The 25,849-nt window shown below is 54.1% G+C and carries 20 protein-coding genes and 1 pseudogene; 12 read left to right on the top strand and 9 right to left on the bottom strand.

Features of this window, described 5'->3' with window-relative positions:
• Positions 1 to 29 precede the first annotated feature (29 nt).
• Positions 30 to 230 (top strand): annotated as a pseudogene (locus BLR09_RS25780) (amidohydrolase family protein); the annotation flags it as partial.
• Between the two features lie 78 nt (positions 231 to 308).
• On the opposite strand, the gene recR reads toward BLR09_RS25780, so the two are convergent.
• A complete protein-coding gene (gene recR / locus BLR09_RS18340; protein WP_093205622.1) occupies positions 309 to 917 on the bottom strand; it encodes a recombination mediator RecR in 609 nt (202 codons plus the stop codon).
• Between the two features lie 24 nt (positions 918 to 941).
• A complete protein-coding gene (locus BLR09_RS18335) occupies positions 942 to 1,235 on the bottom strand; it encodes an ATP-dependent Clp protease adaptor ClpS (RefSeq protein ID WP_093205620.1) in 294 nt (97 codons plus the stop codon).
• 210 nt (positions 1,236 to 1,445) lie between these two features.
• On the opposite strand from BLR09_RS18335, the gene BLR09_RS18330 reads away from it, so the two are divergent.
• The 6 genes from BLR09_RS18330 (at position 1,446) to BLR09_RS18300 (ending at position 11,289) form a co-directional block, all read left to right on the top strand.
• Positions 1,446 to 2,897 carry a sodium:solute symporter gene (locus BLR09_RS18330; RefSeq protein WP_093205617.1) on the top strand — a complete coding sequence of 484 codons (1,452 nt, stop codon included), beginning with the start codon at positions 1,446 to 1,448 and terminating at the stop codon, positions 2,895 to 2,897.
• Positions 2,898 to 3,202: 305 nt separating this feature from the next.
• Positions 3,203 to 4,159, top strand: coding sequence for a hypothetical protein (locus tag BLR09_RS18320; RefSeq protein WP_093205612.1), 957 nt, complete (start codon positions 3,203 to 3,205; stop codon positions 4,157 to 4,159).
• A gap of 18 nt (positions 4,160 to 4,177) precedes the next feature.
• Positions 4,178 to 5,719: a vanadium-dependent haloperoxidase gene (locus tag BLR09_RS18315; RefSeq protein WP_093205610.1), complete on the top strand. Its 1,542-nt coding sequence runs from the start codon at positions 4,178 to 4,180 to the stop codon at positions 5,717 to 5,719.
• A 6-nt stretch (positions 5,720 to 5,725) separates the two neighbouring features.
• Complete coding sequence (locus BLR09_RS18310) at positions 5,726 to 6,862, top strand: DUF3179 domain-containing (seleno)protein (protein WP_093205607.1); 1,137 nt, start codon at positions 5,726 to 5,728, stop codon at positions 6,860 to 6,862.
• Between the two features lie 3 nt (positions 6,863 to 6,865).
• Positions 6,866 to 9,256 (top strand): TonB-dependent receptor, encoded by a 2,391-nt coding sequence (locus BLR09_RS18305; protein ID WP_093205604.1) that lies wholly within the window; start codon positions 6,866 to 6,868, stop codon positions 9,254 to 9,256.
• 98 nt (positions 9,257 to 9,354) lie between these two features.
• Positions 9,355 to 11,289, top strand: a complete 1,935-nt coding sequence (locus BLR09_RS18300; protein WP_093205601.1) for a maltotransferase domain-containing protein — start codon at positions 9,355 to 9,357, stop codon at positions 11,287 to 11,289.
• Here the strand turns inward: BLR09_RS18300 and BLR09_RS18295 are convergent.
• On the bottom strand, positions 11,282 to 11,968 hold the full coding sequence (locus BLR09_RS18295) for a TapB family protein (RefSeq protein ID WP_093205598.1): 687 nt from the start codon (positions 11,966 to 11,968) through the stop codon (positions 11,282 to 11,284). The two genes, BLR09_RS18300 and BLR09_RS18295, sit on opposite strands and share 8 nt — an antisense overlap.
• A 672-nt stretch (positions 11,969 to 12,640) precedes the next feature.
• Between BLR09_RS18295 and BLR09_RS18285 the strand changes: the two genes are divergently transcribed.
• A complete protein-coding gene (locus BLR09_RS18285; protein WP_176785604.1) occupies positions 12,641 to 15,439 on the top strand; it encodes a CHAT domain-containing protein in 2,799 nt (932 codons plus the stop codon).
• Between the two features lie 207 nt (positions 15,440 to 15,646).
• Here BLR09_RS18285 and BLR09_RS18280 read toward each other — a convergent pair whose 3' ends face one another.
• The 4 genes from BLR09_RS18280 to BLR09_RS18265 form a co-directional block, all read right to left on the bottom strand.
• Complete coding sequence (locus BLR09_RS18280; protein ID WP_093205593.1) at positions 15,647 to 16,375, bottom strand: hypothetical protein; 729 nt, start codon at positions 16,373 to 16,375, stop codon at positions 15,647 to 15,649.
• Positions 16,365 to 16,967 carry an RNA polymerase sigma factor gene (locus BLR09_RS18275; RefSeq protein ID WP_093205592.1) on the bottom strand — a complete coding sequence of 201 codons (603 nt, stop codon included), beginning with the start codon at positions 16,965 to 16,967 and terminating at the stop codon, positions 16,365 to 16,367. Before BLR09_RS18275 ends, BLR09_RS18280 begins: the two co-directional genes overlap by 11 nt.
• A 219-nt stretch (positions 16,968 to 17,186) precedes the next feature.
• The gene (gene rlmB, locus BLR09_RS18270) at positions 17,187 to 18,002 is read right to left on the bottom strand and encodes a 23S rRNA (guanosine(2251)-2'-O)-methyltransferase RlmB (RefSeq protein WP_093205590.1); all 816 of its coding nucleotides are present in this window, start codon (positions 18,000 to 18,002) and stop codon (positions 17,187 to 17,189) included.
• A complete protein-coding gene (locus tag BLR09_RS18265) occupies positions 17,978 to 19,246 on the bottom strand; it encodes a GWxTD domain-containing protein (protein ID WP_143011152.1) in 1,269 nt (422 codons plus the stop codon). The genes rlmB and BLR09_RS18265 overlap by 25 nt, the downstream gene beginning before the upstream one ends.
• Before the next feature lie 227 nt (positions 19,247 to 19,473).
• Here BLR09_RS18265 and BLR09_RS18260 point away from each other — a divergent pair, with 227 nt between their 5' ends.
• The 3 genes from BLR09_RS18260 to mtgA all read left to right on the top strand — a co-directional run bounded on the left by BLR09_RS18260 (position 19,474) and on the right by mtgA (position 22,249).
• Complete coding sequence (locus tag BLR09_RS18260) at positions 19,474 to 20,244, top strand: class I SAM-dependent methyltransferase (protein ID WP_093205584.1); 771 nt, start codon at positions 19,474 to 19,476, stop codon at positions 20,242 to 20,244.
• A gap of 15 nt (positions 20,245 to 20,259) precedes the next feature.
• A complete protein-coding gene (gene hemW / locus BLR09_RS18255; protein WP_093205581.1) occupies positions 20,260 to 21,393 on the top strand; it encodes a radical SAM family heme chaperone HemW in 1,134 nt (377 codons plus the stop codon).
• Between the two features lie 157 nt (positions 21,394 to 21,550).
• Positions 21,551 to 22,249: a monofunctional biosynthetic peptidoglycan transglycosylase gene (mtgA, locus tag BLR09_RS18250; RefSeq protein WP_093205578.1), complete on the top strand. Its 699-nt coding sequence runs from the start codon at positions 21,551 to 21,553 to the stop codon at positions 22,247 to 22,249.
• Positions 22,250 to 22,286: 37 nt separating this feature from the next.
• Here mtgA and BLR09_RS18245 read toward each other — a convergent pair whose 3' ends face one another.
• Positions 22,287 to 22,868: a Maf family nucleotide pyrophosphatase gene (locus BLR09_RS18245; protein WP_093205575.1), complete on the bottom strand. Its 582-nt coding sequence runs from the start codon at positions 22,866 to 22,868 to the stop codon at positions 22,287 to 22,289.
• Positions 22,869 to 23,069: 201 nt separating this feature from the next.
• On the opposite strand from BLR09_RS18245, the gene BLR09_RS18240 reads away from it, so the two are divergent.
• The gene (locus BLR09_RS18240) at positions 23,070 to 24,983 is read left to right on the top strand and encodes a hypothetical protein (RefSeq protein ID WP_093205573.1); all 1,914 of its coding nucleotides are present in this window, start codon (positions 23,070 to 23,072) and stop codon (positions 24,981 to 24,983) included.
• Here BLR09_RS18240 and BLR09_RS18235 read toward each other — a convergent pair whose 3' ends face one another.
• On the bottom strand, positions 24,984 to 25,820 hold the full coding sequence (locus BLR09_RS18235; RefSeq protein WP_093205570.1) for a TraB/GumN family protein: 837 nt from the start codon (positions 25,818 to 25,820) through the stop codon (positions 24,984 to 24,986). It abuts the gene before it with no gap.
• Between the last annotated feature and the right edge of the window lie 29 nt (positions 25,821 to 25,849).

Below are 25,849 nucleotides of genomic sequence, written 5' to 3'. Positions count from 1 at the left end.
TGCCTACAGCTTAAAGCCTACAGCTACTCAACAGCTGGGTACCCTCCGAATATGCGACGTACTTCCGGGTACTCGAAACGGAGGACGAGTACTTCCCCTACCACAAGAAGTACCACGCCTTCCGGCGCATGTACGGGATGGGTCTTCCGGATGCCATTCTCAAAAAGGTATACTACAAAAATGCGCTCCGGCTGATACCGGGACTGGATAAGTCGGCTTTTCCGGAGTAGCGGAGATTTAAGCAATAAGCTGTAGGCTTTAAGCTATAGGCAGGGACCTGCTTATTGCCTATAGCTTAAAGCCTACAGCTACTCATACGATATCCGCCCCACAATACTCCGGCCGAGGGTAATCTCGTCGGCATATTCGAGGTCGCCGCCAATGGGGATACCCCGGGCGATAGTAGTGATTTTGAGGGGGAAAGAACGCAGGCGCTTGGTCAGGTAAAACGACGTGGTATCGCCCTGCATGGTCGGACTGAGTGCGAGTACCACTTCGCGGATTTCTTCTCCGGATTGGGCAACGCGTTCGATCAGGGATTCTACCTGCAACTCCGCGGGGCCGATGCCTTCGAGCGGGTTGATGAGGCCGCCCAGTACATGGTACAGGCCCCGGTACTGCCCGGTATTTTCAATCGCGAGGACGTCGCGGGTATCTTCGACGACGCAGATCAGGCTGCTGTCGCGACGGGGACTGGCACAGATATGGCACAGCTCTTCGTCCGAAATGGTATGGCATTGCCGGCAATAGCGGGTCTTCTGCCGCAGACTGACCAGGGCTTCCGCCAGCTGAGTCGTCTGTTGCTCCTCCCGTTTGAGTAAATGAAGTGCCAGACGAAGCGCCGTTTTCTTCCCGATTCCCGGCAGCTTGCTGATCTCCTCAACGGCGTCTTCGATAAGCTTGGAAGGATAATTCAAGGTGTATTCCCGGATAAAGTTTGCCTAGACCACTTCGGCGCTGATGCCCCGGTTGCAGATGGCATTGCGCATCGGCGCGAGCTCCTCGAAAGGACCTTTTTTCACCGCGCATTTGCCTTTGAAGTGGATGAGAATGGTACATTGCTCGGCCTGCTCCGGCGAATGCCCGCAGACGTCGATCAATGTATCGATGACCCAGTCGAACGTGTTCACATCGTCGTTGAATACCACCAGATCATGCTCTTCCTTTTCGTCGATGAGCTCCAGTACATCAACGTCTTCCTCTTCCCACGGTTTTGGTAAGGTGTTCACTAACATGGCTTTTCGAAAGGACAGTTTTCAAAATTCAGAACAAATTTAACGGGAATAAACCGCATACCCAACCGTCTTCCGGCGAACTTTGCCAGCTTTTCCCCCGAAACAAGTAATATGTGGTCCGGATTGATTAGGTTTGCAGGAATGTGCGTTTTTCGACCCATATCCTGACGGTATTTTCTGATTTCTACTCCTGTTGCTAACGATTCATTCATGAATGCTTACCTCGCTCTTTTTATCCTGATCGGCTATTTTGCTGTGCTGGTGGCGGTTTCTTTTTACACCTCCAGAGGCGCGGATACGAATGCGTTTTTCACCGCAAACAAGCAATCGCCCTGGTACCTGGTGGCTTTCGGGATGATCGGCACGTCTTTGTCCGGCGTGACGTTCATTTCAGTACCCGGAAACGTCAATACCTCTCAGTTTACGTACTTTCAGGTTATCCTGGGGTATCTGGTCGGATACTTCGTCATCGCCAACGTGCTGATGCCGATGTACTACAAAATGAACCTGATTTCGATCTATACCTACCTGGAAAGGCGCTTCGGGTTCTGGTCGTACAAAACAGGGGCCGGGTTCTTCCTGGTTTCGCGGACAGTCGGCTCTGCCGGCCGTATGTTTATCGCGGTGCAGGTGCTTCAGCTGGCCATTTTTGACAGGTTTGGGATTCCGTTCGAGGCGACGGTCGTTTTCGCCATCCTCCTCATCTGGATCTATACCTTCAAAGGCGGCGTCAAAACCATCATCATCACGGATACCCTGCAAACCTTCTTCCTGGTCACGGCGGTATTTCTGACGGTATTCCTGATTGCCAAACAGCTTAACCTCAACTTCTCGGAGCTGTGGACGACGGTGCAGTCGACCAGCTACTCCAAAATATTTGTGTGGGACTGGGCGCCGAAAAACAACTTCTTCAAGGATTTCATCTCCGGCGCGTTTATCGCCATCGTCATGACCGGCCTGGATCAGGACCTGATGCAGAAAAACCTGACCTGCAAGAACATCGGCGAAGCGAAAAAGAACATGCTCTGGTTCTGCGTGGTACTGGTGATCGTCAATTTCGCCTTCCTTAACCTAGGCGCGCTGCTGCTGATTTACTCGCAGCAGATGGGTATCCAGCTGCCGGCCAAATCAGATGATATTTACCCGATGCTCGCCCTCGGCAATCACTTCGGGATTGTCGCGGCCATTACTTTCCTGCTGGGGATTACGGCTGCAACCTATGCCAGCTCCGATTCGGCGCTGACGGCCCTGACGACGTCGTTCTGCATCGACTTCCTCAACATTGAAAAGTACGCGGAAAAAGACCGTGAACGCATCAAAACCCGCGTCCACATCATGTTTTCCGTGCTTTTCCTGCTGGTGATTATGCTTTTCCGGCAACTGAACAGCCAGGCCATGATCCGGACGATTTTCGACCTCGCCGGGTATACCTATGGCCCCCTGCTCGGTCTCTACGCCGTAGGTCTCTATACGAAATGGCATGTGCGGGATTCCTATGTGCCGGTTGTCTGCCTCGTTTCTCCGTTGCTGACCTACCTGATCGTAACCAACTCCGAAGGGCTTTTCGGCTATACCTTCGGGTTTGAGAAACTCCTGCTGAACGGATTCATTACGCTCGTCGGCCTGGCACTGCTCCGGCAGCCCAAACCGCTTGCCGCCTGATTTTTCGGAAGGTTAATTTTTCACTATTGAAGAAATAATATAACTTTGAAGCGAAAAACGTAACCTCTCTCAATCTCTATTGACGGACTGACTTTCTCCTGTTTCTTGATTTTCAAGGGATTCTGGAAGAAGTCAGTCCGTTTTTTTGTGACATTCGGCCGCGAAACCGGATGCTTTTTACCGCCCTTAACCGAATAAAAAATGCCTGATTCTCCTTTCCTCCGAATAAAATTCAACCTTCCGATTGACTAGCTCTCAAAAAATACCGACTTTTAATTAGTGTTTGTTTCCCCCAGAACTTGCCTATGACCTTATTCTCTACTTTCCCGATTTCCAACCGGATTGTGCGGCTGTTCGCCTGCGGAGCCGTTGCCGCTCTATCCGGAACCAGCAGCGTACTTGCCCAGACACCTACCGATGGCATTATGATGGGTAAGCACCTGATCTGTAATGTTTTATCTTATTCTAACAGCCAGTGGGACACTTACTGGGAGGGTACGCTCAAACGCCAAAACGGCAACATCGGTACGTTCGTCAATCAAAACGTGACAGCCATGAGCGCCTATGGCCTGACGAAAAACCTCAACGTCATGGCGGCCCTGCCGTACGTATGGACCCATTCGACAGGCGGTCACTTCTCCGGTCAGAAAGGCCTGCAGGACCTCTCCCTCTGGCTGAAATACCGGGCCGTGAAAGCTGAAGGCAAAGCCGGTACGTTTGCGGCCTTTGTAACAGGTGGTGTTTCGTTTCCGACGACGAACTATATCCCGGACATGCTGCCGTTTTCGATTGGTATCCGTTCGAAAACAGCTTCTGTTAAGGGCGTTCTTCACTACAAGCTGCATGGCTTTTACCTGACGGCACATGCGGGGTACCTCTTCCGCTCGAATATCCACATCGACCGCGACGCCTACCAGGCCAACGGGCAGATTTACGATACGCACGAAGTGGAAGTACCCAATGCGATTGATGCCTCCGCCCGCCTCGGGTATATCAACAAACATGTACAGGTGGAAGGGTATGTGGAAAACATGACCACGCGGAAGGGAGATGATATCCGTCGCCAGGACATGCCGTTTCCGACCAATAAAATGGATATGACTTCGGTAGGCGGCATGGCAAAAGTGCATATCTACCTGAAAAACGGGAGCTTCTTTTCGCTCGTCGGCCAATATGGCCGCGTCATCGCCGGACGCAACGTCGGCGAATCCACGATGTATACCCTCGGCGTCCAGCATACCTTTAATGTTACCGGCAAATAGCCCCTTTTCCTGACTTTCATGAAACTTTTTCCGATTACCGGACTTGCCCTGCTGGCGCTCTTTCTGGGCAGCTGCGATAAATCCATTGAACAGGCCAGCTTATCTCCCTATGTTCCGGCGGGGCTCGACGCCAACGGCGGGCAATGGAAAACATATGTACTGGGCAGCCCTGACGAAGTAGCCGTAGCGGCTCCCAAAGCCGCGAATTCCACCGAATACCTGGCAGAAATCGCTGAGCTCAAGACTACTGTTTCAAAGCTTACCGACGCGCAGAAAGACCGCGTGCAGTTCTGGTCGGCCGGCGGCGTTTACCGCTGGAACGAACTGGCCCGTACCCTGGCAGCCAACTACAACCTGCCGCCGGTATACGACGAAGTACAGAAGAAGTACCCGGTACCCGACGCTGCGAATCCGAAAGCGGAACCGAAGTTCCCCTTTTGTAACCCGCCGTACGCCTCCCGGATGTTTTCCTACCTGGGCGTCGCCCAGTATGACGCGCTGGTTGCCGCCTGGAAATACAAATACCTCTACAACCGGGCCGCGCCGGGCAAAAACGACGCGACGCTGAAACCGCTGCTGGCGGTGACAGATCTGCCCTCCTACCCGTCGGAAGACGCCGTTGTTGCGGCCGCGTCGCTCGAAATCCTGAAGCTCATGTTTCCCGGAGAAGTAGATAAACTGACGGCGTTTTACGAAGAGCACCGGAATGCCCGTATCTGGTCCGGCGCCAATACCCGCAGCGATCTGGATGCCGGCGATGCGCTCGGCAAAGCCATTGCGGCCAAGGTCATCGCCCGGGCAAAGGCTGACGGCATGGGCGCAGCCAATAACCAGGCCGCCGTACCGGCAATGATCGCCGACGCAAAAGCCCGCGGGCTGAAAACCGAATGGGTAAGCCTCGACATTCCGGCCCGCCCGCCGATGCTCCCGACGTTCGGAAACGTAAAAACCTGGAATTTTACCGATGCGCAGAAAGTGGCCATGCGGCCGAGCCCCCCGCCGGCGCTGGGTACTGCTGCTTTTGAAAAAGACCTGAATGAATTACGCGGGATGGCGTCGCGCATTACGCGGAACGAACACCGGATTGCGTCCTACTGGTCAGACGGCGTCGGCAGCTATACCCCTCCGGGTCACTGGAACCGCGAAGCCGCCAACCTGACGCGCAAATACAAGGAGAATGAGCTCCGCGCTGCCCGTACCATGGCGCTCGTCGGCACGACGCTGATGGATGCCGGTATAGCCTGCTGGGACACCAAGTACTATTACTACACACCGCGTCCGTTTCAGGTAGACCACGAAGTCCGTTCGACTATCGGTACGCCCAATTTCCCGAGCTTTACCTCCGGCCACTCCACGTTTTCCGGAGCCGCTGCAACGGTACTCGCCTACCTTTTTCCGACGGAAGCCGACGCGATGAATGCTCTTGCGCTGGAAGCTTCTACGTCCCGCATCTACGGATGTATTCACTACCGTTCCGACTCCGAAGTGGGCCTGGAACACGGCAAGGCCGTTGGTCAGTATGCCATCAAACGTGCTCAGGCAGACGGTGCCGGCCTGTAATTGCGTATGAAGAAGTTCTTTTATGCCGGACTGGCAGGACTGCTGGCTTTCGAGGTACTCCGGGTGTATTTCATTATGCCCATGCCGGGAAGCCAGCGGTCCCAGAGTCTGGATACCGCCTATTTTCTGCATCAGTGGCGCTGGGAAATCCGCGCGCTTTTCGGGGTTTGCTGCGCCCTGGGCCTTGCCGCGGCGCTCAGGCCTTCGTCCCGCAAATCGACCATTGCCCTGCTGGCGATTGGAGCGGCTGTTGTCTGGCTTTTCAACGGGAAGTTCTCGGCCGATCACATGTTTCTCGAACCGGAATCAGTGCGGATGCTACCCGCAGCATCGAGCAAGGTACCGGGAGAACGCCTCGTCATGGGGCTCGTCATGGGCCGGGAAGCCCGCGCCTATCCGATTCAATACCTGGCCTATCATCACCAGGTACGGGATACGGTCGCCGGTACGCCGGTACTCGTAACCTATTGTTCGGTTTGCCGGACAGGCCGGGTATTTGCCTCGCTGATCGACGGGGAGCCGGAGACCTTCCGCCTCGTTGGCATGGACCACTTCAACGCCATGTTTGAAGATTCCAAAACGGGCACCTGGTGGCGCCAGGTAAACGGCGAAGCCGTAGCAGGACCGCTGAAAGGTACTTTTCTTCCGGAAATTCAAAGCTTCCAGACGACCCTTAGTCAGTGGCTCAAACTCTACCCGAATGCCCGAATTCTCCAGGCAGACCCCGCGGCAGAAGGGAAATACAGCAAAGACCTGAAGTACGAAAAAGGCGCCTCACGCGATGAGCTGACCGGCACCGATCCTGATTCCTGGAAAGACAAGTCATGGGTAGTGGGTGTGCAAGCAGGTACCGCTTCCAAAGCATATGACTGGAACCGGCTGAAAAAAGAGCGCATTGTCAACGACTGGGTCGGAAAAACACCTGTTGTGCTGGTACTTGCCCGCGATACAGCCAGTTTTGCCGCCTTCCAGCGCCCCGACGATCAGGTCATTTTCTCACTTTCCGGAGATTCGCTCAAAGCCCCCGGATACGCATTCGACCTGATGGGACGCTCTCCCTCCGGCCGCCTGCGCGCATTGCCCGCTTCCCAGGAATTCTGGCATAGCTGGAAGACCTTTCAACCCTCCACCGCCCGATACTAGCCGATGAAGCACCTTTCCTTTTTACTGTTGCTGTTGTTCGGGCATCTTTCTTTCGGGCAGGTACTTTTTTCGGGGAAAGTCATTCAGTCGGAAGGAAAAGGCGTTGCAGGTGCTGCCGTCCGGATCACGGGCCGGCCGGGCCTGCTGACGACCGATGCTTCAGGCGCCTTTCAGGCAACGCTCTCAACCGGAACCTACGACATCCGTATTTCCCACGTCGGCTTTTCGACGTTGCGGCAAGCTATCTCGGTATCAGGCACTTCGACCCGTGTTTTTCTATTACAGGAAGACGTTTCGCTGCTGAATGAAGTAGCCGTACGCGAGCGCCTCGATCGTTCCGTTCGGCCCCTGGCGGATGTCCAGGGCACTTACCTCCTGAGCGGGCGAAAGTCGGAAGCAATCCCCGTCGCACAGACCGACGCCAATCTGGCCGAAAAAAACATCCGCCAGGTTTTTGCCAAAGTACCGGGAGCCTTCGCCTATGACATGGACGGGTCCGGCAATCAGGTCAACCTCGCTACGCGCGGCCTCGACCCGCACCGGAGCTGGGAATACAACATAAGGGCAAACGGCGTGCTGACCAACTCAGATATGTATGGCTATCCGGCGAGCCATTACTCGGTTCCGATGGAGGCCGTGGAGCGCGTGGAGCTGGTTCGCGGCAATGCGTCGCTGCAGTACGGAGCGCAATTCGGTGGCATGCTCAACTATGTCCTGAAACAAGCGGATACTTCCCGGGCGTTTTCCTATGAAACCATGAACACCGCCGGCTCCTTCGGCCTCCAGAGTACCTTTCACCGGGTAAGCGGCAAAACGGGCCGGCTTTTGTATAACGTATATTACCAGCGTCGGACGTCCGACGGATACCGCCGCAACAGCCGCTCTGTTTCGGAAGCCCAGTTTGCCAGCCTTCGTTTTCAGGTAAGTCAGCGCCTGATGCTGACGGCGGAGCTGGGTCGGTCGACGTACCGCTACCAGATTCCCGGTCCGCTGACCGACTCGCTGTTTGCCGCCGACCCGCGCCAGGCTACCCGCTCCCGCAATTACTTCAGCCCGGATATCTACATTCCTTCGCTGCGCGCAGAATGGGCCGTTTCACCCCGGACAACGATTCAGGCTACCCTGTCGGCCGTACTTGGCTCCCGGAACAGCGTTACATTTGAAGGGTTTGCCAATCAGCCGGATACAATTAACCGGGCGACGGGGCAGTATAAAAACCGGCAGGTCGACCGGGACCAGTTTCACAGCTATACCCTCGAAATACGCGGCCTGCACCGATACGGAATCGGCCGGGTACCGGCTATCCTGGCAGCGGGTATTCAGCTGATGAACAATGACTTGCACCGCCGGCAGGCAGGCAAGGGAACAACAGGCACAGATTATGACCTGACGCTTACCGGACCCTTTGCCAGGGACCTGCATCTGCGGACGAAAAACGTCGCTTTCTTCGCCGAAAACCTCTTCCAGCTCACTTCCCGCCTGCACGTAACGGCGGGTGTACGGGTGGAGTCCGGCACGACAAAATCCACGGGATACCTGGCTTACTATGATCCGAAAGGTATTCCCAATCAATTCGACCACCATTTTCCCCTTTTCAGCCTCAACGGGCAATACCGCCTGCGGGAACATATCCGGTTATACGGCGGCTGGTCGCAGGCCTACCGGCCTGTCGTCTACAAAGACATCATCCCGAACAACATACTGGAAAAAGCCAATCCGGATACAAAAGACGCGCGCGGACACAATGCCGAACTGGGCATCAGCGGTACTGCCGCCGACAACCGCCTGACTTTTGACATCAACCTGTTTGAACTGGTCTGCCGAAACCGCCTGGGTAGCCAGGTCATCACTGAAAACGGCCAGTCGTACATCTATAAAACCAATATCGGAGACAGCCGTACCCGCGGCGTGGAAGCCTATGCCGAGTATGCCTTTGTTCAGCAGAAGCATAGCCGCGTTTCGCTCTTTTCGGCGACGTCGCTGATGGATGGGAAGTACCTCTCCGGGCGCGTCACTGACGGAACAGAAAAAAACCGGGACATCACGGGCAATACCATCGAATCCGTCCCCCGCTGGATGAGCCGTAACGGCCTGCAGGTAAGCTGGTATGGGTTCTCGGCTACGCTGCAATACAGCTATGTTTCGGAGACGTTTGCCGATCCGCTCAATACCATCAAACCGACGGCCAACGGCGCCAAAGGTATTGTTCCGGCGTACGGCCTGTGGGACCTGAATATGGGATACCGTTTCGGCGGCCGGTTTACGCTCCGCGCCGGTATCAGTAACGCCGGGAACAAAAGCTATTTCACAAAACGCCCGACGATGTACCCCGGCCCCGGAGTATGGTCTTCCGACGGACGGGCCATCCAGGTTTCAGTGGGTCTCCGTTTATAAGCTATCTCCAGAATCTTCCTGCTGAGATTGACAAACGATCTGTTTCCTTTTCCCGAATATTTGATAGCTTCCGGCCAAAATCAGTCTGATTGATTGCTATGGAATCCGGAACCTGCCGTGTCTACATTACTGGTGTTTTTCCCGAACTGGAGGAAGGACGTTTTTCGGCCAAAGGCCTTGCGGGAGACGTGTTTACGGTCGAAGCCGATTTTCTGTCCGATAGTTTCGAACGGGTTTCCGGCCATCTGCTTATCCGGCACGAAACCCGTCAGGAATGGGAGCGTGTCCGGATGGAGGACCTGGGCAACGACCGGTTCCGTGGTCATTTCAGGCTCACAGAAACCGGATTTTACGTTTTCACGGTCGAAGCCTGGATCGATCACGCCCTTACCTGGCAGGAGAACCTGCGGATCAAACTGCAGGACCGGCAGTCGGTCGAGCATGAAATCGCGGAAGGTATTCGCCTGTTCAGCCGGATGGCGGAAGACGCCGCGCCGGAAGACAAGCCCCGCCTCGAACAAATAAACAGCGAATTAGCTGGCACGGATACCTTTCACCTCGCCTTGAGTCAGGAAGTAACCGACTGGATTCACCGGTATCCCGTTCCCCGTCACCGCACGCGGTACCGCCGGGAGCTGACGGTTTTTGCCGAACGGGAGCGTGCCGCTTTTTCTGCCTGGTACAACCTCTTTCCCCGCTCAACGGCCCCTGCGAAGGGCCTGCATGGCACGTTTGCCACAACGGCGAAGCTGCTCCCCAGGATGGCGGAGCTGGGTTTTGATGTTTTGCAGATTCCGCCGGTTCACCCGATCGGGCGTCAGTTCCGGAAAGGACGAAACAACGCTGCTGTTGCGCAACCGGGTGAGCCTGGCGTGCCGTATGCCGTGGGTAATGAGCTCGGCGGTCATGATGCGATTCACCCGGAACTGGGTACACTGGACGATTTCCGTCACCTGATCCGGCAGGCAGCCGCACATGGCATCGAAATCGCCATGGACCTGGCGGTGCAGTGCGCGCCTGATCACCCGTGGGTTAGCCAGCATCCGGGCTGGTTCCGGCACCGGCCCGATGGCAGTATCCAGTACGCCGAAAACCCTCCCCATAAGTACCAGGACAGCTATCCCTTTGATTTTGAATGCGATGACTGGGAAAATCTCTGGAAGGCCCTGCGGGACGTTGTCTTCTGCTGGGCGGAATGGGGCGTCCGGCTGATCCGGGCCGACCAACCGCACGGCAAGCCTTTTCTCTTCTGGGAATGGCTGATACGGGAAACGCGGGCAAAGTACCCCGACCTGCTTTTCGTAGCGGAGTCGTTTACAAAGCCGAAAACGATAGACCTGCTGGGAAAGATCGGTTTCGCCCAAAACTACACGTATTTTATCTGGCGGAATACGAAAGAAGAACTAACGGAATATGTACACGAACTGGCCGGTAAATCCGCCTTTCTGCGGCCCAATTTCTGGCCGAATACACATGATATCAATCCGTTTCCACTGCAAAGCGGACTGGAGCCGGTCTTCCTGACCCGTTTTTTTCTGGCTGCGACGCTCTCCTCCAATTACGGCATTTATGGCCCTGTTTTTGAACAGATGTACCACGAGGCCTTCCCCGGCCAGGAGGAATACCTCAATTCCGAGAAATACGAAATCGCGCATTGGGAGTGGGATCGGGAAAACAAGCTGACATTGTTGATCCGCCTCGTCAACCGCATTCGGAAAGAGAATTCCGCTTTGCAGCGAACCGACAACCTGACGTTTGTACACCTGCCCAACGACGCCCTGATCGGATATCTCAAGGTACACGAAAACGGGAATCAGGTACTTTGCGTGGTCAACCTCGACCCGCATCACCGGCAAAGTGCGGGGATCTACCTGCCGCCGGCGCTGATCGGTCGACGGGAAGATGAACCGTACCTCGTGCACGACCTGCTTACCGGCAACCGGTGGCAGTGGCAGGGTGACTGGAACTACGTTGAGCTGGACCCGGCGATTTTGCCCCTTCACCTGTTCCGGATCGAGTACCCGGTTAGTTGATCAGCTTTGTCAACTGACTGATACTCTGAAGCTTTCCTTTTCGGTAGAGTTCTGTTTTAACAACGATACCGTTTGACGGCGCGTACCACTCCGTGGTTTCGTAGTCGAACGACATAACCGATTTCATTTGCTGCCGGGTCGTAATTTTGAGGCAGTCGTAGGTCCCCGCAGGCGTCGTAACGGATTCTTTACCAACGACCTGTCGGTCGGTTACCGACAGGTTGAGCGACATGATTTTCATGCCGTTCATGCTGGTTTCCAGGTGAAAGTTGCCGTCAGGGAGGCGGCTGCCGGTGGTCATGTTCCGCGGGAAGATCAGGTAGGAGTCGTCGGCCTTAACCTGCATGTCTTTCATCCCCTGGGTTTGTTGTGCGGGAACGTAGCTACGCATATTCATGCGAAACTCGGAACCGGTACATTGGTAAACCACATCAGCTGTCGATAGTTGTTTTTCTTTTTTGTCGAAAACTGTCGACTTCACAACAGCTTCTACGTGGTTTCCTGTACTTTTGGTCTCAATCACTTCATACTCCACCCTTGTTTGGAGTTTCCCACCCTCGTCCGTTGTACGGAATTCCAATTTTGAATTCTTTTTAAAATAACTGGAGACCAGGCAGTCCTGTGCCCAGGCATTTTCCATTGCCCAGAGGAGGAGGATGGCAGAAATCAGCGTTTTCATTTCAGGAGAGTTTCTTAGAAAAGTACAAATTTTCATTTTTCATTCCGGGCCTTTTTCCAGCCTTCTGAAAAAGGAAAGAGAAAAAAAATGCAAAATTTTTTATTCACATAACCAATTGATAATCAATAAATTAAAACATACAAAATCGGTTTTCTAAAATTTTTTCTGTTCGAGCAGGTTACATTTTGCCTTCCCGATTGATATAAGGATGAATTCGGGACATAAAACTTAAAAAAATGAAAACTTTTGCACGACTCTCACTCTTGAATCTGCTCTTTGCGGCAAGCCTGTTCTCACTCGCTTCCTGCCAACGCGAACTCGATGAGATTACCCCTCAACAGACGAAAACGAAGACCGTGAGCCAAGTCGTGCAAGATGCTGATTCCGAAGGAAGTATTCCTCCGACACCGGTAATTAAAAGATAAATTATAAAGAGATAACGGGATTCACCTAGCCGTTGAGACATAGTACTGCAATTCAAGTATCTTAAGAAATCCGCTCAGGCAGTACTGCATTCGCCAAAGCAACCACCTTCGGGGCGCACCGCCATGCCCCCGGAGGTTTTGGCGTTTTTAGGAGATTATGGTTATTTTGTACAAGTGACTTATTGCCGCGGGAGCTATGCTGTGTTCCACTAAAAGCGGAAGGCTTCTTTCGATCTTGTGCGCGCTGATGCTCCTGTTCCTCCAGGCAGCACAGGCACAACAGGTATTGCCCGCTGATCCGATTCGGACATTACAGCAAAAAGCGGAATCAACTTACCTTGGCGGAGATTATAACGGGGCCATTAAACTGATGGAAGAAGCGGTTTCCCTAGCCCGTCAGCAAAAGAGTACTCCGCGCGTTGCCGATCTCCAAGTTGAGTCTAGTACCATCTACTTTGTTTCCGGAGCTACTGCGAAGGCCGTTGCAGCATGCAAGTCAGCTATTGATTTGTTGCACAAGACGCCGGTTGATTCGATTCGGTTCAAAGCCTTCTCCAATCTCGGATACTTTTACACAGAATCTTTTCAGGAAAAGCAGGCCGATTATTATTACGGACTGGCTGAAAACTTGCTGGAAACGGCGCCAAAGCTCGTTCAAGAGACACCCGCCTACGTCGCAGCCTATTATAACCAGCGGGGTGTTTACTACAATAACACCTATGACTTCATTCAGGCGACAATTTATTTCGAAAAATCCGTCAGCGTCGCTAAAGAATATCACCTTTCCTCATTGCTCTCCTTCTTTACCAGTAACCTCAGCACACAATACAACAACTTAGGTGACTACGAAAAGTCTCTTCGTCTGAGTCTGGAAACCCTGGCGAACGAACCTGAACCCTACCGACAGATCGTTTATCAGATCAATGTAGCCCAAACCTATTCCAAGCTCAGGAATAACCGGGCTGCCCGTCGATACCTGGAACAGGCTCAGCGACTGATTGCTCAATACAAACAGCGCAGTTCCGGTGATTTTGCCGAACTGGCCATAACATTATGGCGGAACTGGGGAACGTATTATACCGGAACGCATCAGCTGGAGCAGGGGATAGCAGCCTTTGACCGTTCTATACGTTTATCTATTGCTTATTGGGGAGAACACCATCCCACCCTCGCCGTTTCCTACCGCGACAAAGCCCGACTCCTGGAAGAAAACGGCCGTTATGAGGCCGCGCTGGAAAACTACCGCCATGCCATGAGCGCCGTCTACCTTGGCGCGCCGCTTGGTAAGGGAACTTCGTTGCCTGACCTGAACGAAGGCATTCTGTCTGACCGTGAGTTGTTTGAGGCGTTGCTGGGCCAGGCCTCCGTACTTGAAAAGATCGGCCTGCAGCGCAGGAAGCCTTTTCTGGAAGAAACCTTTGCGACGTACCAGCTTGCTCTTCACCTGGCCGAACGGATCCGGACGAACTACGACGTAGCCGATGCCAAGCTGCTTTTCGGTCAGCAGGTATCGGCTGTCAACGAACAAGCCCTTCGGATTGCCTATGAGCTCTACGCCGAAACCCACCAATACCGTTACCTCAAAAAAGCGTTTGAAATCACGGAAAGTACCCGTGCATCTACCCTTTTTGACGCCCGGAAAGAACAGTCGCTCAAATCAGCCTGGGTTCCGAGAGATCTTTCCATGCAGGAAAGCCAGATCAAGGGAGAAATTACTTCCCTGAAACTGCAACTGCAGCAACCGCTCAGCAAGGAGGAGCAGGCCAATCTGAAAGCCAAACTGGTCGAACAAAAACTGGCGCTCGACAAATTCCGGCAGAAACTCCGCCAGCGCATTCCAATGTATGCCCGCTACCGGGCAGCCAACGAAACGCTCGGCGTGGACGACCTGCGGACCAAGGTACTCGACGACAAGTCGGCCGTCCTTTCCTATGTACTGACAGATCAGGATGTATTCATTTTTGTGGTGACAAAAGGCGCGGTAAAATGGTTACGCCGGCCCATGAACGAGCACATCCGCGGCATCATCCAGAAATTGCAGGTATCTCTTTATGAAAATCCCGGCATCTCGCCTTACAAGGGCCATCAGGCGGCGCAGTTCGCGTATCAATACCTGTTTGCGCCGGTTCTGCCTTATCTCAGGGGTGTAGACCGCCTGATCATTATCCGGGACAAGGAACTGAATTACCTGCCGTTTGAAGTACTTGAATCCGACGCGTCCAGCCACGGGTTCCTGCTTCGGGACTATGCCATCCGGTACGCATACGGCGCGTCGCTCGCCCAGATTCATTCACCGCCTCCAAGTTGGGGTGGCGGGCCGAGCGGCGTACTCGCCATGGCTCCGTTTTCCGATCTCTCTGTTCAGAAGAATACATTCCGGGATAAAACGCTCGGAACACTCCCGGCTTCCCAAAAAGAGATTATGGCCGTGGGCGGTATTCAGTTTGCCAATAACAAGGCGACGAAAGATCAGTTTCTGAAGAGCTACGCCTCCTCGGAAATCATACACCTCGCTACACACGCCCGTACGGACGACAAAGACGCCGAGCGTTCGTTTATCGCTTTTTATCCGGATAATTCACAGTATAAGTTATATACAGACGAATTATATAATCTTTCGTTCTCGCATACGCGCATGGTCGTGCTCAGCGCTTGCGAAACCGGCCGGGGACGGCTGCACCGCGGCGAAGGGCTGATGAGCCTCGCCCGGGGATTTCTATACGGCGGTTGTCCAAGCGTGGTTACAACGCTCTGGAACGCGCACGATCAGTCGTCGGCCTATCTTTCTGAACGTCTGTATTATCACCTCCGCAAGGGGGATTCGATCGACGAGGCCCTTCGTCAGGCCAAGCTCGACTTCTTCTCGTCCAAGATGGGCGTGCTCTATGACCACCCCTACTACTGGGCCAATATGATTCTGATCGGAGATGCTTCGGTGCTGTATCAATCCAAGTGGAAAAGCATCGGCCGTATCTCGCTCGGTATCTGCCTGATCGGCAGCCTTTTTCTGGGGATAACGCTGGCGCGGTATTGGTTTAGGGAGTAATTGCTTTGATGGGCTTTAGGCGGTAAGCTTTAGGCAGTAAGCCTTAGGCAGGCGGTAGGCTTTCGGCACGAGTCCTGGCTTAAAGCTTATTGCCTAAAGCCTACCGCCCTCCAAAAAAATAAACCCTTCCCGGGACAAGGAAGGGTTTTCGGGTTGGATAGTGAACCAATCTATGGTTATTGCCTGTGAGCGAGACAGCCTTTCAACTCAGTTTGACTTTCCGAACCACTTTGCGATTCGGATCTGCCAACGGATCTTCTGCTTGTCAAGCCAATTGATATCGTACTGAAAATCAGGATTTTTGGTTATTTCCTGATACATATTCTCTGCCTGCTGGGCCTGATCTGCCTGGAGATACGCCACCGTCAGGTACCATTTGGAGGCATCCTTGAAGTAGGGACGGACTTCGCAATCGATCACCTGTTGGAGACGCGGAATAGCCTGTTCAGGCTGCTGCGTCATCACAAAGGAGCGACCGGCATAAAAATTCTCGAAGCAGACACGGCTGGGCTGTTCGGAGATGCTGTTGTCTCCGCCCCGGATAGTCTGGCTCAGGGAATCGTGTAACTCAATGGGACTGAGCGTAATGTAGCTCGTGAAGGCGATGGTCGCCGCGGCGGCCATACCTGCAGACCACTTCCACCAGGGAACCCGGCCGGCGGCGGGCTGATGGAGCGGAACAACGGGAGCTTCGTGAACCCGGGGTTCCTCTGCATGCCATTCCTGCACTTTCTCTGCGTGGATTTCGCTGACCATCTCGGCAAGCAGAAAATCATCTACCACGTCTTCGACCTGCTGCATAAAGGCAACTTCCTTGGCAAATTCCGGATTAGTACGCAACTCGTCCTCGAACTCAATACGTTCCTGAGGGGGGAGAGCATTCTGGAAATATGCGTCTATCCATTCCAGTTGCTCATAGGCTGTCTTAGGTCTCATAGCGAAAGAGGGCTTTGAGTTTTTGTAAACACTTATATTTTTCATTGATGGCGATTCGTTCATTGTCATACCCCATCTGCCGGGCGATTTCCTTCATGGAAAGCCCGTCCCGGCGATAGGCCGTCAGGATAAACCGACACCTCTCACCCAGTAGGTTAAACAACTTCAAATAGCGTTCCTGGTCTTCCCGTTCTTCCATGATTCTCTGGGCTGAAGCCTCCCAGAAATCCACGTCGGCCACCGTTGATTCCATTTCCTGCACATAATCGCGCATTAGTCCCCGCTGCTTCAGGGTATTCCGCCAGCGGTTTTTAGCCAGTACAAAAAGAAACGCTTCAATCGTTGTCCCTTCCTGTAACTGGAAACTACCATTCCGTACGGCCTGTACGAAATTGAGGACTGTAATCTGCACTAAGTCATCCGCGTCCTGGGCGTTCCCTCCATTCTGCATGACGAAGTATCTGACAGGACTGATATGGTGGCTGTAAACGTCCCGAATGGCTTCATTCAATTCGCGACGATCCTTCGAACGGAGCCGAGCAAGCAACTTTTCCTGGCTCTGAATCCCTATCAATTCCTTGAAATTTTCCATATATCAATCGAGATGGGAAAATGTAACCTCCACTTTTCAAAAAAATTTTCCTACCCTTTACAAGTGCCTGATAATCAATATATTAAATTTTGATTTTTTTTTGCGTTTTGCAACGGCCTCCTGCGGAAAAATCACCTCTTCCGGTTTGCAATCCGACGGTTTGAAACAAAAAAAAGACCATTCCTAGCGGAAAGGTCTTCTTCTGGCCGGCAAATTTTGCTAAACCGACAGAGATCGCTGCCGGATCGCTTCAAAAAGCATCACACCGTTGGCCACCGATACGTTGAGCGAGGAAACGCGGCCCGTCATCGGGATGGAAACGAGCTCGTCGGCGATGCGCAAAAGTGTATCAGAGATTCCGTCTTCTTCCGAGCCCATGATAACGGCCGTCGGACCCGTCAGATCTGCCTCGTAAAGCGTTTTCGATACCTTCTCGGTACAACCTACCACCTGAATCCCGGATTCCTGCAGGAAACGGATCGTCTGCACGAGATCGTTCTCCCGGCAAACCGGAATAAAGTTAAGCGCGCCGGAAGACGTCTTCATGGCGTCGGAATTGATCTGCGCGGCTCCCTTTGTCGGGATCACGATAGCCTGCACGCCGGCGCATTCAGCGGTACGGGCAATTGCGCCGAAATTCCGAACGTCGGTCACCCGGTCCAGAATCAGCAGCAGGGGCGTCTTTCCTTCGTCAAAAATGCCGGCAACGACATTCTCCAGCTTCGCATAATTAATCGCGGAGACGAAGGCGATGACGCCCTGGTGGTTCTTCCGCGTGATCTGGTCGAGCTTCGGACCGGGAACCTTCTGCGTCGGAATACCCCGCAAACGGGCAAATTCCAATACTTCCACATTTCCCAGCTCCCGCTGTACCAGCAGCTTATCTATTTCTTTTCCTGCCCGGATAGCCTCCAGCACAGGCTGAATACCGAAGACGATCTCCGATTTCAGCTCTGCCGCCGGGGCTTTCGGCCTCGGGTAATAGGGTTTCCGATTTTCCTGGTTCGGGCCTACTCGATTTCCCCGTTTCTCCATGCTTCTACAGCCGGGTACCAGATGGGTTGAAACTCCACAAACCGCGAGAGCTCGTAGTGATCTTCGACAAACTGGTTACTCCGTTTATTAAAGGTAAAATTGATTTCTGAAAATTGAGAATTGCGTTTGTTGTACACCCATACCTCCCGGTCCTTGCTCCGGTTGACGCGGTTTGGCGGTCCCATGATGATGTATACCATGCCGCGATCGGTCTTCCAGCCTTCCTTGTAGCCCGTAAACAGCTTATTGGCCTGCTCCACGCGGCGGTAGAATGCCGAGATGGTCCGTTTTGCCGTCTGCTGATTGCCGTTTGACATGGCGAGCCAGTAGCGGTCGAGTGCCCGTTTGGGTTCGTTTCCGTTCCGGACGTCGTTGATTTCCTGGTTCGTACTCATGTACACGAGCGGCCGGTTGAGCTGCTGCGGGAAGGTGTACCGGGGATACCGGTCGGGTACGCCTACCAGGCCAATGCCATAGGTTTCGGTCGTGTCGCGGACAAAATAATGAAGCCCCTCCTTACCGACCACAAACGGTTTGCCGGTTGCGACCCGGGCCATCGAATCCACGTAAAGCTGCTTCGGTTGCGGCCGCATGGTAGCCATCGGCGGCAAGGCCGGATCAAAGTCGAAGCCGTAATGAAACGACTTGAAAGCGGTATCGGCGCGGCTGAGGCCTTTGAGTTGCAGCGTATCTCCCTGACGGGCGAAATTGGTCAGTACCGGTACTTTTCCGGCAGCATCAAAAAACGCAAAGTAGTCACTCACTTTGCCGGATTGAAACCGGATCGGCGTATCATTCACAGCCGTACCTCCCTTGGTATCCGTGATTTCCGTCATCGCTACGCCGGTATAAATCTGTTTATCGGCTGCTGGTTTCGGCAAATCATACCAGAGGATAAAGGACTGGCCCTTTTTGAGGAAATTCTCTCCTTCTGTCAGTTTGACGGCTCGGGCCGGCAGTAATTCCTGACGGCTGTTATAGTCCGGCAGGAGCGAGGTACGGACCGTAAACTCCTGCGCAAAAGCCTCAGGCGTCAGCTCCCGTTCCGGTTCTACCGAAACATACACCCGGACCTGATCTCCGTTATCCAGAAAACGGCTGCGGAGAGCAAACAGAAAAGGATCCGAACTGCGCGAGGAAGTCGCTCCGGCGGAACTCCCCGTCCGGGCCTTGGTTTTGACGTTCGATGGCGTACAACCGGCCAGAACAGCGAGCAGACTGACGAAATAAATCGGGTATTTCATGGATACATGCACGAGTGATACAAAGATGGGCTTTTTATTCGGAACCACCCTACCCGGCGCGGGGTGTAACGAATAACGAAAAAAGCCGGCGTTCTCACCCCGGGGAAGCCGATATTTTTCGGCATTTGCTCTCAAGATGGTATTTTTGCCCTTCAAATAACCTGATTTTGCGATCCGGCCGGGTCAGTACCACGCATCCGGCACCGCTCAATCCACCAGCTAACGCCATGTACAAAACCACCGAAATCGCCTCCTCCGAACTGGTATCCGACAATCCTGTTCACCAGCGCCTGCTTTTTCCCTATGTGGAAGCCGCCGGGATGGTTCACGGAAACCTGCTCGAAATCGGATGCGGTACCGGCCGCGGAGTAGCCGTACTGGCCCCCTCCGTCTCCGGCTATACCGGTGTCGATAAGAACGAACCGCTGATGACCAAACTGAGTCAGGAATACCCTGCGTTTACGTTTGTCGATATGTTCTTACCTCCGTTGAAAGGTATTCCGGACAATACCTTCGACTATATTGTCACCTTTCAGGTCATCGAACACATCGAGGACGATGATTTCTTCATCCGGGAAGCACATCGCGTTCTGAAGCCGGGCGGCAAACTTATTCTTACGACCGTCAACCGCAAATACTCCCTCACCCGAAACCCCTGGCATGTACGGGAGTACCTCGCCGGCGAGCTCAAAAATCTGATTCTCAAGCACTTTCCTGCTATCGAAACGAAAGGCGTTCACGGTAATCAGAAGGTATGGGATTACTACGAGCAGAACCGGAAGTCCGTTCAGCGGATTACCCGTTTTGACGTTTTCAACCTCCAGTACCGCCTGCCCCGGCGCCTGCTGCAGGTACCCTATGACATCGCCAACCGCCTCAGCCGGAACATTATCCAGCAGTCGGCCGGTAACCTCGTTTCTGATATTACCTACAAGGATTACTTCCTGACGGACGATGCAGAAAACTGCTTTGACTTTTTCTATATCGCCACGAAGTAACGTACAGCCGCCGGCATGCACCTTTACCTCCATATTCCCTTTTGCAGGCAGGCTTGCTACTATTGTGATTTCCATTTCAGTACGGCTTTGAGCGGCCGGTCGGACATGACCGCCGCCATCTGCCGGGAAATCGAGCTGCGAAGCAATTTTCTGCCGGATAACCGGCTGGAAACCATCTACTTCGGAGGAGGAACGCCTTCGCTGCTCGAAGACGCCGACCTGGGTAAAATCTTCGAGACCGTCCACCGGTATTTCGTAGTCGCTCCCGGCGCCGAGATAACCCTGGAAGCCAACCCGGACGACCTGACCCCGGAGAAGCTGACCCAGTTGCGGCGCCACGGCATCAACCGGCTGAGCATCGGGTTGCAGTCGTTTCACGAACCGCACCTGAACTACCTCCACCGCGTGCATACGGCTGCAGAAGCCAGCCGCTGCGTAGGGCTGGCGCAGGATGCCGGCTTTTCCAATCTGACAATTGATCTTATTTACGCCATTCCGAGCGACGAGGCCGATCCGCATCGTATCTGGCGAAGCGATCTGGAGAAAGCCGCCGATCTCGGCGTGCCGCATATTTCGGCCTACTGCCTGACGATTGAACCGAAAACGGTTTTCGGCAAATGGCTTTCGTCGAAACGCATCGCGCCGATTGACGACGAATTTGCAGCCGGACAGTTTCAGATTCTGGTGGATTTTCTCCGTCAAAAAGGATACGAGCAGTACGAGATTTCCAATTTCGCACAGCCCGGTCACTACAGCCGGCACAACAGCAGCTACTGGAAACAACGCCCGTACCTGGGCATCGGGCCGTCGGCGCACAGTTATGACGGCAGCCGGACCCGGCTGCATGCCGTCTCCAATAACCAGCAGTATATCAAGGCCTTGCAAGCCAACACTCTGCCGCTCGAAACCGAATACCTTTCCGATCAGGACCTTGTCAACGAATACCTCCTGACGAGCCTCCGGACACAATGGGGCAGCGACCTCGACCGGGTCAGCGCCTTATCGGCAAGCGGAAGAGCGGAAGTAGACCGGGAATTGCCGGGGCTGGAAAGCAGCGGCTGGGTACGGCGCGAGGGGTCGTTTATCTACCTGACCGAAGCCGGAAAACTCATGGCCGACCGCGTAGCCGAAATCCTGTTCTGGGTATAAAGGCGGATTCTTTTAGACCCGTTCTAACGAATTCTCCTGTGTCCTCTTATTTTTGTTTCTCGACTTAACCACACTTTCCCGGCATTTCGGCCGTTTTTCGAAGATATCCGGGGTAGTTGTCGGGGGCATAGCCCCGATCGCAAGCATTGTATCATTTATGCCCGCTTCCAATCTTTCCTGGCCACAGCAGGTGCTTCGTTTTATTGGCAAACTGATTTTCTATTTCCTGATCAGTTCCATCGGCGCAACCGTCTTTTTCCGGTTCGTACCCATTCCGTTTACGTGGACGATGCTCGACCGCAAGTTTTCCGGCGGCGGGGAGCTTCATTACGACTGGACGCCGTACGACGAGATTTCGCCGGAGATGGCCCTCGCCGTTGTTGCTTCCGAAGACCAGCGCTTTCCGCAGCATTTCGGTTTTGACTTTGAAATGATGGGCAACGCGTTCAAAAACAACCTCAAAGGTCGCCGGATCAAAGGCGCCAGTACCATCAGCCAGCAGGTCGCCAAAAACGTATTTCTGTGGCAGGGGCGGAGTTATTTCCGGAAAATTCTGGAAGCCTGGTTTACCCTGCTGATCGAGGTGATCTGGGGAAAGCAGCGTATTCTGGAAGTATACCTCAATGTAGCCGAAACCGGACCGCAGACCTTTGGGGTGCAGGCTGCCTCGGCGCGCTTTTTCGGCAAACCGGCGGCTTCGCTTAGCCGGACCGAAGCCGCGCGTATCGCGGCGGTACTGCCAAGCCCGATCCGCTTTTCGGTGACGAACCCGTCGGGGTATGTACAACGCCGGACCAACGCCATCGCGCGGCAAATGCGGGCATTGGGCGGCAAATCGTACCTCGCCGGTATCTGAGTCCTTTCAACAAAAAGATAAACGGAAAACTGTTTTCCTACTCCTGCACGAGGTACGGCTTCAGCACGTCGTATACCCGGTGTACGGGAAGACCCATCACGGTGAAGTAAGAACCTTCGATGCGGTCGATGCCCACCATACCAATAAAATCCTGCACACCGTAGGAACCGGCTTTGTCAAACGGGCGGCAGGTTTCGAGGTAGTAGCGGATCTCCCAATCCGTCAGTTCCCGGAACCGAACCCGCGCCGTATCGGCAAACGCTATCGTTTCTTCCTGCCCCATCAGGCATACGCCGGTCGTTACTTCATGCGTCTGTCCGGACAGCCCGCGCAGCATCGCCGCCGCTTCCTCAGGGCTGGTAGGTTTATTTAAGATTTTTTCGTTGATTCGGACAACTGTGTCAGCCGTCAGTACCAGTTTTTCACCCAGGGTTTCGCGAAAGGCTTCGGCTTTTTTCCGGGCGAGAAAAACGGGTACTTCTTCGGTCGGCATATCAGCCGGAAAGTCTTCATCGGTCGGATGGACTTCCACCGAAAACGGGAACCCGGCATCCCGCAGGATCTGCTGCCGGCGGGGCGAATTGGAACCCAGCAAAAGAGGTCTGGAAAGGACTAACATGCAGGAAAAATTGACTCGGCGGCAAAAATAAGCGGAACGCGCAGGAAACCGTTCCGCAGTACCGGAAAGACATACCATTCCACGGGGCATGTCCGTTAGAAAACAGATGGCTGCCGTCCAAACATAAGGATGGGCAGCGTAGTTAAGGAGGCACCGGACCCGTTCCGGGAAACGCTAAATCGGGGATCATTGAGTACTTTTATGCGCATCGGAATGGGGTTCTTTCTGCTCGGCTGGCTGCTGCTGCCGTCCAGTGGCACGGCCCAGAAAAGCGCCCGGCCCGATACCCTGCCCCGATCCGTAGCCCGGAAGGATACCCTGCCCCGCCTCACGCCTGCTCAGCGCGACAGCATCCGGTTCACCAATCTCCGGACCAAAATGAAAAAACGGAACTGGACCGGCAGTCTGTACGACCTGCTTTTCCGGTATCCCTACAATACCAACGCCCAGAATCAGGAAGTTTCGAAAATCGAGGAAAACCCGTTCAAAGTCTATTCCGGGCGGATTATCCGCAATATTTATGTCAAACGCCTCGACGTCTTCGGCCCCAGTATCTACGATACCACACGTGTAGCCTCCAACTGGTTTGAGCGCCTGGGCAACCGGCTGCACCACGATACCCGGGAGCAGACTATCCGCCGGTCTCTTCTGCTTTTCAAAGAAGGGGAAGAAGTCAATCCGGATGTACTGAAAGACAACGAGCGGGTTCTCCGGCAGACGCCTATTCTCCACGATGCCCGGATTTTTGTGCTTCCGGTGGCGAATTATTCACACGTGGTAGATATACTCGTCGTGACGCAGGATCTCTGGTCGCTTATTCCCGACGGAAGCGCCAGCGGTCCCCAGAACTTTAATTTCGCCGTCGAACAGAAAAACGTCCGCGGCATGGCCCATGCCTGGAAAACAGGGATTGCGTATAAAGGAGACGCGCCCTACCAACCGCTTGAATTCTTCAGCCGGTATTCGCTGCCGTATATCGGCCGGTCGCTGACGACTACCCAGCTGTATTTAGACTATCTGCGGGATAAAAAGCAGGTTGGCGCGCGCCTGCAAAAGGACTTCATCACGCCTGAAATCAAGTATGCAGGAGCTTTTGAGGTATCGCTGGTACAGGAGAATAAGTTCGTCTTCGTCAACCCGAATTCAGATACAACGGTACGGGCCCGCCTGCGCTACGGGTTTCAGGATGCCTGGTTTGGCCGCGCCTTCAAGCTCGGCTTCCGGGACCAGAAACTCAACAGCCGGACACGGCTCATCCTGGCGGCGCGTACCAGCGGCTACGGCTACCTGCAGCGGTCTAACCTGCCGGCCGGGGCGGAAAACCTCTTTCCGGGATTGCGCGTGTATCTGGGAAGTATCGGTTATTCCAACCGGAACTACGAACGGGACGTCCTGATTTACGGCTTCGGACGGACGGAAGACGTTCCCGTCGGCTTTCTGGCGTCCCTGACCTGGGGCAAGGAAAAGTCGGATATAGGCCTCCGCACCTATTCGTCCCTGCGTCTGGCGCACGGCACTTACCTCGGAAACAAGAAAGGGGGATACCTCTACGCGCTGACTTCCGTCAGCGGCTACCTCGAACACGGTCATATTCAGCAGGGTACCTTCAACATCGAGGCTAACTACTTCAGCCCGCTGATGACGCACCGGCGGTCCAGCTTCCGGCATTTCGTCACCTTCAAGTATACTGCCGGTATCAACCGGTTTCAGTATGAGTACCTGACGCTGAACAACAACGACGGGATACCCGGCGTATCCAGTAACTTTTTACGGGGTACCAACCGGGCAATTATGAACCTGCAATCTGTCTTTTTCTCCCCGTTTCAGATGTTCGGCTTCCGGACGGCGTTTGTCGGGTTCATCGACCTGGGGCTTTTGTCGTTCGACAACTCCCACCTGTTTTCCAACATTTACCAGGGCTATGGCATCGGCTTCCGGTTCCGGAACGAAAACCTGACGTTCAATACCTTCCAGGTCCGGCTGGGGTATTATCCGAATTTCCCGGGAATTACCAACAGGCTGCGCATTGAAGGCAGCGGGGAATCCGTCCTGAGAATGCCCGACTTCCGGGTAGAAGCGCCGGACCGCGTCGACCTTTTCCGTACGTCCCGGTAACTACAGCGCCCGGATCTGGTAGCCTTTGGCACGCAGGAGCGCCAGCACACCTTTCGGCCCGCCGAGGTGCCCGGCGCCTACCGCGACAAACGTCGCTTTCTCCGCCATCGCCTTCTCCAGTACTCCTATCCAGTTGGCATTGCGGTTCCAGAGTAGATCCTCGATCTGATCGGCGTAGTCGGGTTGTGATTCGGTGAGGCGGTACAATGCTTCCACGTCCTGCTGCCGGTAGAGATCGAGCATTTCGTTGAATTCATTCCGGGATTTTTCGTATTCCCGGACAAATTTCACGAGCTGTTCGGCGGTCTTCTTCGGCCCGGGTTTATCGATGACGGCAAACTGGTCTGCCGCCTTTTCAAGCCCCATAATCGGCTTTTTGGCCGTCGATGCCGCCTGCATAAACACCAGCTCCGGCGAGCCCGGCGAGCACCCCAGCAACTTCGGATACAACAGGCTCATCAGCATGAAGGGCTTCATTTTCCCGACAGCGGCGAGGCTGATATGCAGGGAATCCTGGTAAAACCGGGAGAGGAAGGCATAGTCTGTCGAATCGGTCAGGTCCTTCAGCGTCTGGCCTTTCAGGTACATATTGTTCATCATGGACGACATTTCCTGGGGATCGTCCATGTCAATTTCGAGGTACATCTGTCCGGCATCTTTCAGCTTTTCCATCGCTGTCGGACTGATCTTCAAGTCTTTCTGACACAGCAGGTGGAACGTACCATACAGATACGAAGGCTGTTTCAGACCGTTTCCCGAAACTTCCCACAAAAGAGACTTCTGCTGGGCGAAGGCACTTCCCGTCAGCAGGCAAAACAAAACAACAACGCGCAGCATAGGTATAAAAAGAGGGCAGGGTTCGCCCC

Origin of the sequence: Siphonobacter aquaeclarae (assembly GCF_900103285.1) — a bacterium.
Classification (GTDB): Bacteria; Bacteroidota; Bacteroidia; order Cytophagales; family Spirosomataceae; genus Siphonobacter; species Siphonobacter aquaeclarae.
The sequence above is the reverse complement of the archived record's forward strand: the minus strand, read 5'-3'. Positions and strand labels throughout refer to the sequence as shown.